12 protein-coding genes and 1 pseudogene are annotated in these 16,655 nt (G+C 39.1%); 8 read left to right on the top strand and 5 right to left on the bottom strand.

Annotation, left to right across the window (positions count from 1 at the left end):
- Positions 1 to 60: 60 nt before the first annotated feature.
- The 3 genes from NOS7524_RS04070 to NOS7524_RS04060 form a co-directional block, all read right to left on the bottom strand.
- Complete coding sequence (locus tag NOS7524_RS04070; RefSeq protein WP_015137202.1) at positions 61 to 1,332, bottom strand: MFS transporter; 1,272 nt, start codon at positions 1,330 to 1,332, stop codon at positions 61 to 63.
- 287 nt (positions 1,333 to 1,619) lie between these two features.
- Positions 1,620 to 2,087 (bottom strand): MarR family winged helix-turn-helix transcriptional regulator, encoded by a 468-nt coding sequence (locus tag NOS7524_RS04065; protein WP_015137201.1) that lies wholly within the window; start codon positions 2,085 to 2,087, stop codon positions 1,620 to 1,622.
- Between the two features lie 89 nt (positions 2,088 to 2,176).
- Positions 2,177 to 3,802, bottom strand: coding sequence for an ArnT family glycosyltransferase (locus tag NOS7524_RS04060; RefSeq protein WP_015137200.1), 1,626 nt, complete (start codon positions 3,800 to 3,802; stop codon positions 2,177 to 2,179).
- A 109-nt stretch (positions 3,803 to 3,911) separates the two neighbouring features.
- Here NOS7524_RS04060 and NOS7524_RS04055 point away from each other — a divergent pair, with 109 nt between their 5' ends.
- From NOS7524_RS04055 to NOS7524_RS04040, 4 genes are all read left to right on the top strand, one after another.
- The gene (locus NOS7524_RS04055) at positions 3,912 to 4,559 is read left to right on the top strand and encodes a class I SAM-dependent methyltransferase (protein ID WP_015137199.1); all 648 of its coding nucleotides are present in this window, start codon (positions 3,912 to 3,914) and stop codon (positions 4,557 to 4,559) included.
- A gap of 89 nt (positions 4,560 to 4,648) precedes the next feature.
- The gene (locus NOS7524_RS04050) at positions 4,649 to 5,158 is read left to right on the top strand and encodes a hypothetical protein (protein ID WP_015137198.1); all 510 of its coding nucleotides are present in this window, start codon (positions 4,649 to 4,651) and stop codon (positions 5,156 to 5,158) included.
- A gap of 52 nt (positions 5,159 to 5,210) precedes the next feature.
- Positions 5,211 to 6,098 (top strand): hypothetical protein, encoded by an 888-nt coding sequence (locus NOS7524_RS04045; protein WP_015137197.1) that lies wholly within the window; start codon positions 5,211 to 5,213, stop codon positions 6,096 to 6,098.
- Between the two features lie 529 nt (positions 6,099 to 6,627).
- Positions 6,628 to 12,321: a trifunctional serine/threonine-protein kinase/ATP-binding protein/sensor histidine kinase gene (locus tag NOS7524_RS04040; RefSeq protein ID WP_015137196.1), complete on the top strand. Its 5,694-nt coding sequence runs from the start codon at positions 6,628 to 6,630 to the stop codon at positions 12,319 to 12,321.
- A gap of 150 nt (positions 12,322 to 12,471) precedes the next feature.
- Here the strand turns inward: NOS7524_RS04040 and NOS7524_RS04035 are convergent, their stop codons facing one another.
- Complete coding sequence (locus NOS7524_RS04035) at positions 12,472 to 13,344, bottom strand: PD-(D/E)XK nuclease family protein (protein WP_015137195.1); 873 nt, start codon at positions 13,342 to 13,344, stop codon at positions 12,472 to 12,474.
- Between the two features lie 106 nt (positions 13,345 to 13,450).
- Here NOS7524_RS04035 and NOS7524_RS04030 point away from each other — a divergent pair, with 106 nt between their 5' ends.
- The 4 genes and pseudogenes from NOS7524_RS04030 to NOS7524_RS28170 form a co-directional block, all read left to right on the top strand.
- Positions 13,451 to 14,875 (top strand): phosphoglucomutase/phosphomannomutase family protein, encoded by a 1,425-nt coding sequence (locus NOS7524_RS04030; protein ID WP_041555543.1) that lies wholly within the window; start codon positions 13,451 to 13,453, stop codon positions 14,873 to 14,875.
- An 80-nt stretch (positions 14,876 to 14,955) separates the two neighbouring features.
- Positions 14,956 to 15,228, top strand: coding sequence for a lipopolysaccharide assembly protein LapA domain-containing protein (locus tag NOS7524_RS04025; protein ID WP_015137193.1), 273 nt, complete (start codon positions 14,956 to 14,958; stop codon positions 15,226 to 15,228).
- A 391-nt stretch (positions 15,229 to 15,619) separates the two neighbouring features.
- Entirely contained in the window at positions 15,620 to 16,042 is a 423-nt protein-coding gene (locus tag NOS7524_RS04020) for a hypothetical protein (protein WP_015137192.1), read from the top strand.
- Positions 16,043 to 16,243: 201 nt separating this feature from the next.
- Positions 16,244 to 16,372 (top strand): annotated as a pseudogene (locus NOS7524_RS28170) (type II toxin-antitoxin system HicB family antitoxin); the annotation flags it as partial.
- Positions 16,373 to 16,398: 26 nt separating this feature from the next.
- Here the strand turns inward: NOS7524_RS28170 and NOS7524_RS04015 are convergent.
- Positions 16,399 to 16,632 (bottom strand): DUF433 domain-containing protein, encoded by a 234-nt coding sequence (locus NOS7524_RS04015; RefSeq protein ID WP_015137191.1) that lies wholly within the window; start codon positions 16,630 to 16,632, stop codon positions 16,399 to 16,401.
- Between the last annotated feature and the right edge of the window lie 23 nt (positions 16,633 to 16,655).

Genomic DNA, 16,655 nt, shown 5'->3' with positions numbered 1-16,655 from the left:
CCGTAGATTATCGGGCATTGGGCTTAAATCTCCTCTGCACCCCTGTCTTTTGCCTCACTATTAAGAATTATTCTGAATTGCTATGATACCTTTCTGTTCGTAAATTGGCTGGACTAATTTCTTTAAAGTAGGCAATTTTCTGTAAAAAACGATAGAGCCAATAATACAGGCTATACCGTCAATAATTAATGTGTTGGGCGCACCGATACGACTGGCTAATGCACCACCTAATAAACTACCTACTGGTATCATCCCTAAAAAAGACATCGTATATAAGCTCATCAATCTACCGCGCTTATCTTCCTCTACGATGGTTTGGAGAAATGTATTACTAGCAGCTATTTGCAGAATTGTTCCTAAACCAACAAACAACATTGTAAATAGAGATAATGGTAAGAATCTGGATACAGCAAAAGCAATTAAACCAATACCTAAAATTGCTGGTGCGATCGCAATTAATTTACCAATACCTAAAATTGTTTTGCGTGTGGCTAAATAAATACCTCCTGATAATGCTCCTAGTCCTGATGCTGCCATTAAAAATCCTAGGGTTTCTGCGCCACCTGCTAAAATCTTTTCCGCAAAAATTGGTACAAGAATTGTATTTTGCAGTCCCATCAAACTGACTAAAGCCGATAGTAATAAAATGGCACGAATTGGTGGAAAGCTATAGGCATAGACAAATCCCTCTTGGACTTTCTGCAAGGGATTACCAGCACTGACTGATATTTGCCAAGGTTTAACTTTCATTGCTAATAAGCCGGCAATAACTGCAATATAGCTCAACCCATCAATTAAAAAACAGTAGGCAATACCAACACCAGCAATTAATACACCGCCAACGGCTGGGCCAATTAAACGCGCTCCATTAATCATAGTTGAGTTGATCGCGATCGCATTAGCCAAATCTTCTCTACGTTCAACCAGTTCCGGCACAAATGCTTGGCGTGCTGGTGCATCTAAAGCATTAATAAATCCTTGTAACAAGCTCAAAACAATAATATGCCAAATTTGAATCACACCAGTTAAAGTGAGTACAGCTAATGCTAGCGATTGCACCATCGATAATGCTTGTGTACCTATTAAGGTACGATACCGAGAAAATCGATCTACAAACACTCCCCCAAAAGGCGCAAGGAAGAAGTTAGGAATTTGGCTGGTAAATCCGACAATTCCTAACATTAATGCTGAGTGTGTTAAATCATAAACTAGCCAAACTGTAGCCAGTTGTGTCATCCATGTGCCAATCAAAGAAATTCCCTGCCCCGCAAAAAACAGGCGATAATTCCTTGATCTAAAAGCTGGTATGTTTAGCCAATTTTGTATATTCATCAATAATAACTAGGGATTGGGGATTGGGGAATGGGGATTGGCGAAAAGAACTTTTCTGGTTTGGTTGTGAGATATTTTGTGAACAGCAGTACAGGCGGCACGCACCCCTATGAATGAAAGAAACACCTCTTTTCTTCCTATCCTGTCACCTGTCACCTATCACCTGTCACCTGTCACTTATTCATCATTTACTAGAATTTTTTTTGTGTTTCTTTAGTATGCGTAGTATTGTGTTGTAAAAAAGCTTTAAATGGCTTCACCCAAGTGGATGATTAAGTCAAAATCCCCTAAGAGAGATTAGCGATCGCACGATTCAAAAGTTGTGAGAAAACTTCACGTTCCACCGCAGAAATCCCCTGCATTGCTTCATCACGCAACTCGGCGGCAATTGGTGGTAAAACCGTTTCTAATTCCTTGCCAGCATCAGTTAGCCAGATGCGCCAGATGCGGCGATCATTTACATCCCGTTCTCGACGCACTAAGCCGCGTTCTTCCATGCGATCTAGTACGCCTGTTAGTGTACCTCCAACTTGCTGGAGTTTCTCCCCAATGCTGGATGTAGGTAAACCATCTTCTTGCCATAAACAGCATAGAACTAGCCAATGAAATGGCGTTAGCCCAAAGGGTTCTAGTCTTTCAGTAAACTTGCGGGTGAGTAATTGTGAAAGTAATTTGATTCTGTAGCCCAAATTATAAGGGGCAAGGTTTTGCTGCCACGATTCTGAATTAGGAGAATGATCGGGTTGAGCAATCATTAGGATAATTACTTAGTGTACGTAGTATTTATCATAAATTGATTTAATGGTTTTGGCAATGTTTTAGAGGCATTCCCAATCCCCAATCCCTATTCACTAGGTAAAATTTGAATTAATTTGTAGTCTTGGATTTCACCGATGATGCGGTGTTGTCTGGATAGTTGAGAGGAAGGTTGTTGATAAACCCAAGCATAACTGGGGGCAGGTAGTTGGGCTATTGTCTCTACTTTTTGTCCGTGAGTGGGGGTATAAAACCTCAGTAAAACGGCGTTTTTACCACCTAATTGGACAAAATGGATGGGGTGAGTTTGTAAAATAGAAGCGATCGCAGGTTGTTGTAAAAAAGTTCTGTAAACAGGGTTATAGTCATTCAACAAGCCAAAGCCACCAACCAGTGCCAATGCTAACCAACAGGGAATTAACCAACCAGCCACCCAATAACGAGCTGTGAGAAACTTACATCCAAAATGGTAGCGGCTAATCCAGACTATAGGGAGAATTAACCAACTTAATCCTACAATTAAACCGATGATTGCATATTGGCGATCGCCCCAGGCAAAAGCCACCATTGCAGCTAACAAAAATAAAATTGCTAATACGCCGCTACCATAGCTAAGAGTCCTAGGAATATTGCCTTTTTGCAGAATGGGTTTTCGGTTAACATATCCCATCTGATAAATTCTACTTAACCAGTCTAAACCTACCGCCGCTAACCAAGCGATGAAGGGATAAAGGGTAAGACTATAGTGAGAAAGACGAGTAGAAAAAACGCTTAATTCGGCAAATAAAATAACTGGGAAGCCAACGAGGATTAATTGATAATTAGGAATTGGGCGACGGACAACTAAAAATAATCCTAAAAGGCTAAAAAATAACCAAGGAAAAGCTTTTAAAGGGATGTTCCAAACATAAAATATGATGCCATTTCCAGCACGTTCCTGAGAGCCTAACTCAAAAACAAAGCCAAATAAAGCTGCAAAACTATTATTGCCGTAGCGTTGCCAATTAAACCATAACCAAATTAGTGTAGGCATTAAACCTACAAGTAAACCGACATATAAACAGGGGTTAGTCAGATGACGATAACGACGATGTTGACGAACTAAGTAAGGTAATAAAGCGATAGCTGGCAGAAAAATCATGAAGCTTCTCATTAAGAAGCCTAAACCCAAACTTAAACCAGCGATAAAACTCCATATATATCTATATTGAGGATGTAATTCCGATTTAATTACAGCATAAATAGTTAAAAGTACCAAGAAAATCATTGGTACATCTGGAGTACCTAACCGACAGTATTGTAGCCACAGAAATTCCACACTTAAAATTGCCCCAGCTAGCCAAGCTAACTTTTTACCTAGCATAATTTTGCCGATTTCATAAGTTAGTAACAAGCAAAGAATGCCAGTGATCATGCTAGGTAGACGTGTACTAAATTCGCTGATTCCTAATAGATTGTAGAAAGCAGCAATTAACCAGTAAGGGCCAGGGGTTTTATGATGAGCATTCCCCCAAGGTGCTATCCAGTCACCGGAATCAAACATCTGACGCGATCGCCAAGCATAAAGCCCTTCATCATGAGCCATCACACTACTATCCCCAGAACTAAATAGTAATAAGGGGATTGTCCACACTAGCAAACTGATGTAAGGGAATGTTGTTGATATACTGATATGCCGCCACAGAGGTTGCAAGGCTTGTAGTCTATAAAACATGAAATCTTGCGTAAATTTGTTTAAGTATCTGACTGTTAAAATATGTTAAAGAGAGCTTGTCTAAAAGAATACCTGAAGTTGCACAAATTTAGTTTAAAAGTTTGTAATTATGTTGCTCAGACCGGATCAACGTTTGAAATTAGATGACACTGATGATCAGCTGTTTTATGCTTATCCCCGCTTCGTTACCCATGTTGATGAAGGTTTTATCCAACAGCTAACTGATTTATATAGAGAACGATTGCAACCAAACACACGCATCCTAGATTTGATGAGCAGTTGGGTATCTCATCTACCGGAAGAGATGGCGTTTGCTCATATTGAGGGACACGGACTCAATGCTGAGGAATTAGCCCGCAATCCTCGGTTAAATCATTACTTTGTGCAGAATCTCAACGATAATCCGGCTTTACCTCTACCAGATCAAGATTTTGATGCGGTGATCAATTGCGTATCAGTACAATATTTGCAATATCCAGAGGCCGTCTTTTCAGAAATTCACCGCCTTCTCAAACCTGGTGGTGTGGCCATTTTCAGCTTTTCTAACCGAATGTTCTTTCAAAAGGCGATTCAAGCTTGGCGAGATGCTTCGGAAATAGCGCGAGTGGAATTAGTCAAACGCTACTTTGCCTCAGTATCGGGATTTACTGCGCCAGAAATTATTGTTAACAAGTCAACAATGCCTAATTTCTTGCAGTGGTTAGGTGCGCCAGGGGGAGATCCGTTTTATGCCGCGATCGCTTACCGCCAACGTTGAGATAATTATCAAAAAGTAAATTTTCAGGGTAGAACCTGACAGCAGCACAGATAATTGCCTCAATGCTCAAGCATAAGGAGAAGCTAGAAATGATTGTTCCTCGTACACGTAGAATTTTAGCTGCTGTGTTGCTGTCAGTTTTATTACTGACTACAGCTTGTACTGCCGAAGCACCAGGACGTTTTGATCAGGTACAACAAGAAAGTAGTCGCCAAAAAACTGGGCAAGCGGTTGCGAAAAATGCAACTCAAGGGAGTGAGTTCAACAAATTCTTTCCAGGTGAGGAAACTGGTTATCAGCGTGTCTTTACCCAAGAGAAAAAAGGCTTTGCTGAAGCTAAGTTAAAAAAAGACGGTAAAGATTTAGCGATGCTAGCTATCTCAGACACCACAAGTACACCGGGAGCAGCAGCTAAATTCTCCAATAGTACCAAAAATATTGCTGGTTATCCGGCAGTGGAAGTCGGTAATACACAAACTGCGATTCTCGTAGGTAAATATCAGGTAAAAGTTTTATCTCGTTCGCCATCATTTACAGCTAGCGATCGCGCCGATTGGATTGAAAAATTTAATCTTGATGGACTAGCGAAACTCAAATAAAAAATCTCTTTCCCCTACTCCACATTCCCTACTTTCAAAACAGGAGAAAATTGTGAGCAAACCAATTTTTGAGTTAGTTGATGAATTACCAACTAGCGGCTTGACTATTTCGATGTTAAACGCTTTAGATTTTGTTGCCCCTGGTGAGTGGCAAAATACTGTCGGCTTCGTCAATACCATTAAAACTGTAACTGGTGAAACTGATGAGGATTTGATTCAACAAATTGGTGAACGGGCGATTTATCTTTATAATGATCGCTCCCAAGGATATCAAACAGCAATGTGGCTTTATCAAACCGTTGACGGTACAGATAAAGCGTTAGGTGCAGCAGCTTTAGCTAACAAAGTCGGTGAAAAAATACCGCTTCTGGGTTTTTTAAACTCTATTACTCCCAAACCAGACAAAGCTCAAACTATCGATTTATCCCTGAAATTAGTAGCTGAATTAGTTGCTTTCTGCCAAATTAACGGGATACCTGGCGATAGTATTGGCGATTTCGTCGCTTCTTTAGGAGAGTATAGTGGTGAATCTTTAATTCGCATGGTGGCATTAGTTTGCGTTGATGGTTTAATACCCTTGGGGCCAGACTTCATTAGTAAAGCTTTATCTGGATTGAATCAAACTAATCCGAATGAATTGGATCAAAATTCCACTTTCCAAAGCATTAAAGATGTCATTCCCGGAAATAATGCTAGTAGTAAACTCAATTTTATTGGCGAAAGTTTTGAATCAGTAAAAGGATGGATGAATGGGATTGTTACAGCCCATGATTTAACACCGCAGAAAGTTGTTGGTAACTTGCAAAATTTTATTCAACTTACTGATGATAAGTTAGACTACCTAGCAGCATTTTTAGATGTCGCCACCAATTACTACGAACACACAGGGACACAAACTCTCGCACGTCGCTTGATTGAACGCGCTGTGGCAGAAATTTAAATTCATAGGTAATAGCTCAACTCCAGTAGTTCTGGGTTATTACCTAACGCGATGTGCAACTTATTTTTGAAACCCCTCTCCAAAGACGCGGAGCGGCTTCTCGTTAGAGTACCTCTCACGCCAGTTTGCTCTCTTCTCTACGTTCGCGGAGCGTGTCGTAGACAGAGGCTGCGCCAACGAGACGCTCCGCGAACAAGTCGGGAAACCCGCCCACGCAACTGGCTCCCCTGCAAGGAGAGAGGCTTTGATTCTTGCTCCCCTTCCCACTCCTTCGGAGAAGCAAGCTATGTAGGGAAGGGGTTGGGGGTTAGGTTTGAGAGAAAGTTGCACACGGCATTACCTATTAACAAACAAATTAATCAGAATATAATCCTAGTATTTATACTTAAATCGGTTGCCAATATTTAATTTAATTGTGTAAAACTACTTAAAAAAATATTTAAAAAATATTCGTAAAAAATGGTAAAAAGCATAAAACACAGGGAATAATAAAGCAAAACAATAAAGATAAATTATAAAGTCACCCAAAATGCTAGTATTATCCGATACTTTATTTCCTATTTCTGGATATCGCATAACAGAACAACTTTATTGTGGTGGCAAAACCCTAGTTTATCGGGGTATTAGAGAACAAGACCAAAAACCCGTAGTCATCAAATTGATGCGGAATGAATATCCTACCTTCAATGAAATTGCTCAATTCCGTAATCAGTATACAATTACCAAAAATTTAGACATTGAAGGGATTATTCAACCTCTAAGTTTAGAGAACTATCGTAATGGCTATGCCTTAGTCATGGAGGACTTTGGTGGCATCTCACTCAAAGACTGGATTCAACAGAGTAAGGAGCAACAAAGATACAGTCTAACTCTGCCAGAGTTTTTTCCGATCGCCATAACCATAGCATCTATCTTAGATGGATTACATCGCGATCGCATCATCCATAAAGACATCAAACCTGCCAATATCCTCATTAATCCCAGCACTCTGCAAGTCAAGCTGATTGATTTCAGTATTGCGACTCTGCTACCAAGAGAAATCCAAAACTTGACCAATCCTAATGTCTTAGAAGGGACATTAGCATACATATCCCCTGAACAAACAGGAAGAATGAACAGAGGTATCGATTACCGTAGTGATTTCTATTCTTTGGGTGTAACATTTTTTGAACTTTTGAGTGGACAGTTACCCTTCACTAGCATTGATCCAATGGAGTTAGTGTACTGCCACATTGCTAAACAGCCACCTCTTTTACAAAACACAAAGCCAGAAATTCCTCAAGTCTTGTGCGATCTAGTCATGAAATTAATGGCTAAAAATGCCGAAGACCGCTATCAGAGTGCCTATGGAATCAAGCATGACTTAGAAATTTGTCTGAACAAATGGCAAGATACTGGTAAGATTGCACCCTTTGAGTTGGCGCTTAAGGATGTTTATGACCGTTTTCTCATCCCTGAAAAACTTTATGGTCGTCAGCAAGAAGTTGCATCCTTGCTAGCAGCTTTCGAGCGTGTAACTAGGGGAGCCATAGAAATGGTGTTAGTGGCAGGATTCTCTGGTATTGGTAAAACTGCTGTAGTTAATGAAATTCATAAACCTATTGTCAGGCAGCAGAGTTACTTCATTAAAGGTAAATTTGATCAATTCCAACGTGATATTCCTTTATCGGGATTAGTCCAAGCATTTCGTGATTTAATTGGGCAAATACTTCTAGAAACTGATCATCAAATTCAGCAATGGCGCAGCAAAATTCTGTCAGCTTTAGGTGAACAAGCTCAGGTAATTATTGATGTCATCCCTGAACTAGAAAAAGTTATCGGTAAACAGCCACAGGTTGCTGAACTCTCTGGGATAGCTAGCCAAAATCGCTTTAATCTATTATTTCAAAGATTTATTCAAGTATTTCATACTAAAGCCCATCCCTTAGTGATATTTCTGGATGACTTGCAATGGGCAGACACGGCTTCTTTAAAATTTATGCAATTCTTAATGGGTCAAACAAATGCAGTTAAAGAAAACTCTTCTCTGTTAAATCGTGAAATTCAAGATAATGTATGGACACCCATTTTTGATGGTGAACCTTGGCAAATTGAGCAATCGGAAAATAGTGGGCAATCAGCAGCAACCCTACTACTCATTGGTGCATATCGGAATAATGAAGTTCCCCAGACACATCCACTTGCTTTAACACTACAGGAAATTGCTAAAACGGGTACTACAATTAACTACATTGAACTACCACCTTTAAATCAAAGTAATTTAAATCTTTTAATTGCTGATACCCTTTGCTGCCAAGAAGAAATTGCTGTTCCCCTCAGCCAAATGGTATTTGCTAAAACTAAAGGTAATCCTTTTTTTGCTACACAATTTCTGAGGTTTTTACATGATGAAGGCATAATTAAATTTAACTTTGATGTAGGATATTGGCAGTATGACATTAACAAAATACAAGAATTAGCTCTCACAGATGATGTTGTAGAATTCATGGCTTTGCAAATAGAAAAGCTGCCAAAAATGACTCAGGATGTGCTAAAGTTAGCAGCCTGTATTGGTAATGAATTTGATTTAAAAACTCTGGCGATCGTACATGAAAAATCTGTAGTAGATACAGCATCTGATATATGGAAAGCATTACATGAAGGAATAATTTTACCTAAAACAGAACTTTATAAAATTTTTCAAGATGGTAATTTTATATCTGACGTTTCTGCTGGCAAAGTTGCCACAAAATTACCAGTAATCAACTTACAACCTCCTAAATATAAATTCATCCATGATCGAGTCCAGCAAGCTGCTTATTCTTTGATACCTGAAATTAAAAGAAAGCAAATTCATTTTAAAATTGGGCAGCTACTATTGAGTAATATTCCAGTTACTGAACGGGAAGAAAATATTTTTCCGCTAGTTAATCAATTAAATATAGCAGTAGAGTTAATTACAGTTCAGACTCAACGTGATGAACTAGCTGAGATGAATTTAGTTGCCGGGCGTAAAGCTTTAGCATCAACAGCTTATACAGCAGCTGTTAAGTATTTAAAGACAGGAATTGGGCTACTTTCTGATACTAGCTGGAAAACAAAATATGAACTCACTCTAGCATTGCATGAGACAGTAGCAGAAGCAGCTTACTTAGCTGGTGACTTTGAGCAGATGGAGCAATTTGTTCAGGTAGTGTTGTTACAGGCTAAAACACTACTAGAGCAAGTAAAAGTTTATGAAATTAAAATTCAAGCCTATGGAGCGCAGAACAAAGCTTTAGAAGCTGTCAACACTGCACTGGCTTTTTTGAAATTGCTGGGAGTGGAGTTTCCTGAACATCCAAGCCAAGCTGATATTCAACTAGCAATGTCAGAAATAAACACCAACATGAATGGCAGGATGATTGAAGACTTAATTCACCTGCCAGAAATGATAGAGGAAGAACCGTTGGCAGTGATGCGTATTTTATCAAGTGCGATCGCTCTTGCCTATCAAGCAGTACCTGAGCTTTTTCCTGTTATTCTTTTAAAAGAAATTAATTTATCACTTATATATGGTAATTCACCCTTGTCGGCCTTTACATATAGTGTTTATGGGCTGTTCCTCTGTGGTGTATTGGAAGATATTGAGTCTGGCTATCAGTTTGGTAAACTGGCGGAAAGTCTTGTTACCAAATTCCAAGCTCAAGAAGTAAATATTAAAGTTATTGAGACTTTTAATCAATTGATCAGACCTAGCAAAGAACATATTCGAGAAACATTAAAGCCTTTGTTAGAAGTCTACTCTGCTGCTCTAGAATTAGGAGATTTAGAATTTGCTGCTTATGGTCTTTATGCTTGCTCTTGCCATACTTATTTTATAGGGCAGGAACTAGGAGAGCTTGGTCGAGAAATGGATCTTTATACAAACTATATACAGCAAATCAAACAAGAAAGAATATTGCATTGGCATCAAATATATCAGCAGACAGTTTTGAATTTAAGAGGAAGTGTTAAAGACTTATGCAAGTTAATTGGTGACGCTTATGATGAAGAAAAAATGTTACCGCTTCATATTGAAGCTAATGATGGCATTGCACTTCTGTATTTTTATTTCTGTAAAATGCAACTATGTTATCTGTTTACCGATTATCCTCAAGCTATAGACAATGCTGTAATGCTAGAACAGTATCTGCATGGTGGTATCGGTAAGGTGGTTGTTCCTCTGTTCTATTTTTATGATTCATTAGTACAAATAGCGGTGTATTCTGAAGCTCAAGAAACTAAACAAAAACAGATTCTTGAAAAAGTCACAGCTAATCAAGCAAAAATGGAAAATTGGGCCTATCATGCCCCAATGAATTATTTACATAAATTCTGTTTAGTGGAGGCGGAGCGGTATCGTGTTATTGGTAAACATCTGGAAGCAATAGATTATTATGATCGCGCCATTATCCTTGCCAAAGAAAATGAATACATTCATGAAGAAGCTCTAGCTAATGAACTGGCAGCCAAATTTTATTTAGAATGGGGTAAACAGAAGATTGCTCAAACCTATCTAACCGACGCTTACTATGGCTATAGTCGTTGGGGCGCGAAAGCCAAAGTTGATGAGTTGACAAAACGCTATCCTCAAATACTCGCACCCATACTTCAGCAAGAAAAACTTAGCTCCCAATTGAATGAAAAAATTACCTCTTCCACTTATCAATCAATATCCAACCGGACTAATCACCCAACCTTTTTTGGATCTAGAACCAGTATTTCAGATTCTCTGGATTTAGCATCTGTGTTTAAAGCCTCTCAAGCACTCTCTGGAGAAATTGAGATGGAACAATTACTATCTAAATTGATGCAGGTTGTGATGGAGAATGCAGGAGCATCTAAATCGGCTCTGATTTTGAGTAAAGGTGAGAATTTGGACTTAAGCGTTATTGCCGTCAGTTATAGTGAAAGTTTTGCATCTATCTCTACGAAATTTCCATCCACTTGTTTAGAATCTAGCTATGATGTGCCGATTACTTTGATTAACTACGTTAAACGCTCTTTAGAAATCTTTGTAACTGATGATGCCAATACTGTTGCTTTCCTGGGAGGCGATCGCTACATTGTTCGTGAGCAACCCCAAAGTATCTTGTGCATCCCCATTATTAATCAAGGTAAATTAATAGGTATTCTGTACTTAGAGAATGATTTAACGACGGGAGCATTTACCCGCGATCGCGTAGAAGTTCTCAGGCTGCTTACCACTCAAGTTGCCATATCTCTCGAAAATGCCATCCTCTACGAGAATTTAGCTACCGCCAATCAAAGCTTAGAAGAACAAAACCATACCCTAGAGAAAAAAGTTGCAGAAAGAACTCAAGAACTTCAAGAAAAAAATCAATCTTTACAGCAAACCTTACAAGAGTTACAACTCACCCAAACTCAACTAATACAAAGTGAAAAAATGTCTTCTTTGGGTCAAATGGTGGCGGGCATTGCTCATGAAATTAATAACCCCATTAATTTTATTCATGGCAATATCACCCATGTTAGTGAATATGTACAAAATTTGCTAGATTTACTTGGTATCCATCAGCAAGAATGTATCTATCCTCTACCTAAATTTGATGAAAGAGCCACAGAAATTGACTTAGAATTTATCACACAAGACTTACCAAAAATTCTCGAATCTATGAAAGTTGGTAGTTCACGGATTCGCAATATTGTTCTGGGCTTACGCAATTTTTCCCGACTGGATGAATCAGAAATGAAGCCTGTTGATATTCATGAAGGTATTGATAATACTTTGATGATTTTGCAACATCGACTCAAGGAAAACAGCAACCGTTCTCAGATTATAGTAATTAAAGAGTATGGAAAACTTCCTCTAGTTAGTTGTTATGCTGGTCAACTCAATCAGGTGTTTATGAATATTATTAGTAATGCGATTGATGCTTTAGAAGATAAATTAGTCACCAAAAAATTGGAACTAGAAAACACTCAGTCTTCTAATGCCATAATACGTATTACTACCGAAAAAATAGATAATAATCAAGTAATAATTAAGATTGCTGATAATGGTTGTGGAATGAAAAAAGCAGTCCTAGAGAAAATATTTGACCCATTTTTTACAACTAAACCTATAGGAAGTGGTACAGGTTTGGGATTATCTATTAGCTACCAAGTGGTTGTGGAAAAACATCAAGGTTCGTTAACTTGTGATTCCATCTTAGGAAAAGGAACAGAGTTTATTATTGCAATTCCCTTACACCAAGCTTAAATTATGTAATTGTGATGTTTCCAACTTAAAGAGTAGCTAAACTCACTCTACTACTTCTCTTAATATACAAGGGTGCGTCAGTGCAAATAAATTCGTCGTACTTCAAGAGTTTCTCTAACTGACGCACCCTACATATTGGATATTTTTTGCTCAACTGCTCAATTTTGAGTTTTTAATTTTGATGTCTCCTGCATGGGGCTGTGGTTGTAAGGAGTACGCAGAAAATTCACAGATGGATTGAAAAGGACAAAAACGACAGTGATAACCAGGATTAGGTGGAAATATTTGATGGAAACTTTGAGATGATTCTTGATAATGCTGTAAGTCTTGTTGATGCTTTTTGGCGATATTGACTAACTCAAATTTTAACGCTTCTAATTCATGACCTTTCAGGCTAATTAATTCCGATTCGTGACAAAATTCGAGATTATAAAATGAGGCGACAGCTTCCTTGCCGGGATAAAGATAACGAGCTGCTAACAAATAAACTAATGCTTGTCTTCTATCGAAATGAGATTTGCCAGTTTTAAAATCTACAATATGTAAAGTTTGAGCATCCGATTCAGTAAAAACGCAGTCCATTGCTGCATATAACCGGAAACGGTTATTGTCTTGTTCAATCAAAATCGGTTTGGGAAACCCTTCATCACCGCGAGTTAACTGGAGAATTCTTTTACCTAAAAGTAAGGGAGCTTCATAATATTTTTTCAAAATTTGTATGACTCGCTGTTGCACTTGTACAGCCGAGTTACTCAATTTTAGTAATTTCGCAACTTGTTCTACTCCATCTGAGCTAGTTAACAAATGTCGATTATGATGAAACTCATAAATGCCTTTTTGAGCGAGTATACCAATTCGCTGAGGTGGGGTAGCCTGATTTAATAATGCTTTGACTTGCGGTTCGTGTTGACGTGCTTTGATAAACCCCCGTCTCATTTGGCAGTGCAAACGTTCTTGTCCTCTAGCTGGGGCAACTAAAGACCAAAGGTGATAACTAACAAAAAGTCGTTCGGGGGTTGACATTGCTCAATAGCAGTGAGAAAAAATACGGTGGAGGATGCTTGCGGCTACGCACGCTTTGCGGGAAGCTTCCTATAGTGGTCAAGATAGATGGGAGAAAGTGGCAAACATGAGTGGTAGCAATTCTAGCAAGATAAAGTTTGGTACTGATGGCTGGCGCGGCATTATAGCCGATGACTTCACTTTTCCCAACGTGCGGAAGGTGACAAGAGCGATCGCAAGTTACCTAGAGACAGCCTATACAAAAGATAGACCAGTTCTAATTGCCTACGATACGCGATTTTTAGCTGACCAATTTGCCCAGACAGCAGCCCAGGTATTGGCAGACTTAGGGTGGAATGTCAAAGTTACTGATCGGGATTGCCCTACACCAGTAATCGCTTATAACGCCCGTCACCTGAATTCGGCTGGTGCGTTGATGTTTACTGCTAGTCATAATCCAGCACCTTACTGTGGGATTAAATATATCCCTGACTATGCTGGTCCTGCCACTCCAGAAATTACTGATACTATTGTGGCAAATATAGAAACTGCATCGGATGAGTTGCCGAGTGGCAAACCATCAGGTTCTATTTCTATTTTCGATCCCAAACCAGCCTATCTCCAATTTATCTATACATTGCTGGATTTGGAACGAATTAAGAGCGCCCAGCTAAAAGTCAAGTATGATGCGTTATATTCTACATCCCGTGGCTATTTAGATGAAGTTCTGCAACAAAGTGGCACACAATTAGAAAGTTTCCACACTTGGCGGGATGTGTTATTTGGTGGCGGAATGCCAGAACCCAAGGGCGAACAGCTAGTTGAGTTAGTCGAAGCAGTCCGCCGAGATCATGCAGATTTAGGACTGGCGACAGACGGCGATAGCGATCGCTTTGGTATTGTGGATGAATTAGGCAACGTCCTCACCCCTAACACGGTGCTTTTGGTGTTAGCGAGACATTTAATCAAAAACAAAGGTAAAAGCGGCGCAATTGTCCGCACAGTGGCGACAACGCACCTATTAGATAACTTTGCTGCAAAACACGGCTTACCCCTTTATGAAACAGCCGTAGGTTTTAAATACATCGGTGAAAAAATGCGCGAAACCACCGTACTAATTGGTGGTGAGGAATCCGGCGGTTTAAGTGTAATTGGGCATATTCCTGAAAAAGACGGTGTTTTAGCTGATATGCTGATTGCCGAAGCGATCGCCTACGAAGGTAAACCCTTGAGTCAATTAGTCAAAGAAGCGATCGCCGAAGCCGACGGCCCTCTCTATAACAAACGTCTGGATTTACACTTAACAGAAGCCCATAAGAATGCCGTCATTGACTCCTACACCAAAAATCCTCCTTCCGAGGTAGCCGGGATTGCTGTCAAAGAAGCCGGACGCAAGGATGGGATTAAGCTGTATTTAGCAGAAGGTAGCTGGATATTACTACGTCCCTCTGGTACAGAACCACTGGTACGCGTTTATTTAGAAACCAACTCACCAGAGAAACTTAGCCAACTCGCCCAAGAAATGGAGAATGCGATCGCTAAGTTAGGATAGGACTTGAGACCGCAGATGTACGCAGGTGAATACTGAGACGATTTGTGTACATCTGCATCTATCTGTGGTTTGATTTTTTTATGAAAAGTTTTGCTAATTTGCTGATATCTTTAATTGTGGCGATTTGGGTAGTGGCGATCGCTATTCTTTCCGTCCAAAATTTCGAGCCAGTATCTTTAAAATTCTTAACATTCCAATCAATTAAAATCCCAGTCGGTATAGTGCTGGCGTTTAGTGCTGGTGTGGGGTTGATTGGTGTAGCTATCCTACAACCCCTCTGGGGTCTAGCGGATTCTGGTAACTCCCGTTTGGAAGAAGACGCGGAATTTTTCGTTGATGATGAAGATTTTTAATTATGGAAACTGAATATGATTTTAGCCAGGGTCAGCGCGGAGCGATTGAACCAAAAACGCCAGGCAAAACTTAAATTACAATTAGTCTAGATGATGAGATAATTGTAATTGAATTTCATAATATTACGTTGCATTAGATTGCATTATATTGCAATCTAATACATACCTTTTAAAGTAATCAAAAACTGGATAAATAAAGCCACAATGTAAAATAGGCACAAAATTCACAACATAAGCATTGTTTATAGAGTTTCCTAATCACAGGATTTACCTCAGTCAACAGGGAAACGCTATACTTTGCTTTTTAAATTTTCACTTTTCTCTTACTTTAATTAGTTAGCTTGGCTATAGGTTATTGATTTGTATATCAGTTAAAAAAGGAAAATATATTATGAACGACATAGAGCAACTTAAACTTGATTACGAAAATGCCAAAAGCATTCGCTCAATGATCGAACATGAAAATAATTTACAAAATTACCGACTAACTTGGTTAATGACAATTCAAGGTTTGTTGTTTACAGGTTTGGGGTTTGCATGGGATAAAAAAGATGCTATGGGATTAGTTACAATATTCTGCTTAGTTGGTATATTGGTAGCTATATCTACATGGTCTGCGCTCAAACTATCTGATTCAGCTCTTGAGAACCTCGTAAAATGGTGGGAAAACAACAAAAGTGAACAATACACAGGATCTCCTATTATTGGTCTATATAATCGTAAACTCACTGTTCTTAGACCTTGGGTAGCGTTACCCTGGATATTTATAGGAGCATGGTTGGTAATATTATTTCAAAATCTTATGAGACAGTAATATTGGAAATTTGGCGTTGCTAATGAATAGATGGTTGTACCTTATGCACAGGCAATCCAGACGTACAGACAATGAGTCTTGCTGTCCAAATATATATGATTAGCGATCGCAATTGACTTCAATCTAAAATAATGAAGCGTCGTCTTGTAAAAATGATGAGTAATGAAAATTAAAGCGGTTATCTGACAAGAAGATGATGTATGGTGTGGTTCTGTACCAGCTTTAGCAGGATGTCACACTTGGGGAGATAGTTACGAACATCTATTAGAGATGCTACAAGATGCGATTCAAGGCTGGCTAGAAGTTGCTAATAAACCAGAAAATTTGTAATAAAAACTGAGAGTCAATCCAAATTTTCATGCTGTCAGTCGGGGAAAATCTGTTCGGCGTGCAGCAAACAACAAACAGGCTTGAATATCTTCTGCTTCGAGGTCGGGAAAATCTCCTAGAATCTCAGAAACGGTAACATTCTCCCCCAGCATTTCTAAAATATCGCTCACGCGGATTCTCATACCGCGAATACAAGGACGACCTCCACATTGACCAGGAGTTTGGGTAATACGTGTTAATAATTCAACTTTTGAGTTCATTTAGTAACCCAATATAAATTGCT

It is taken from the genome of Nostoc sp. PCC 7524 (assembly GCF_000316645.1).
Taxonomy (GTDB): domain Bacteria; phylum Cyanobacteriota; class Cyanobacteriia; order Cyanobacteriales; family Nostocaceae; genus Trichormus.
This window is presented reverse-complemented; position numbering and strand designations above follow the sequence as displayed.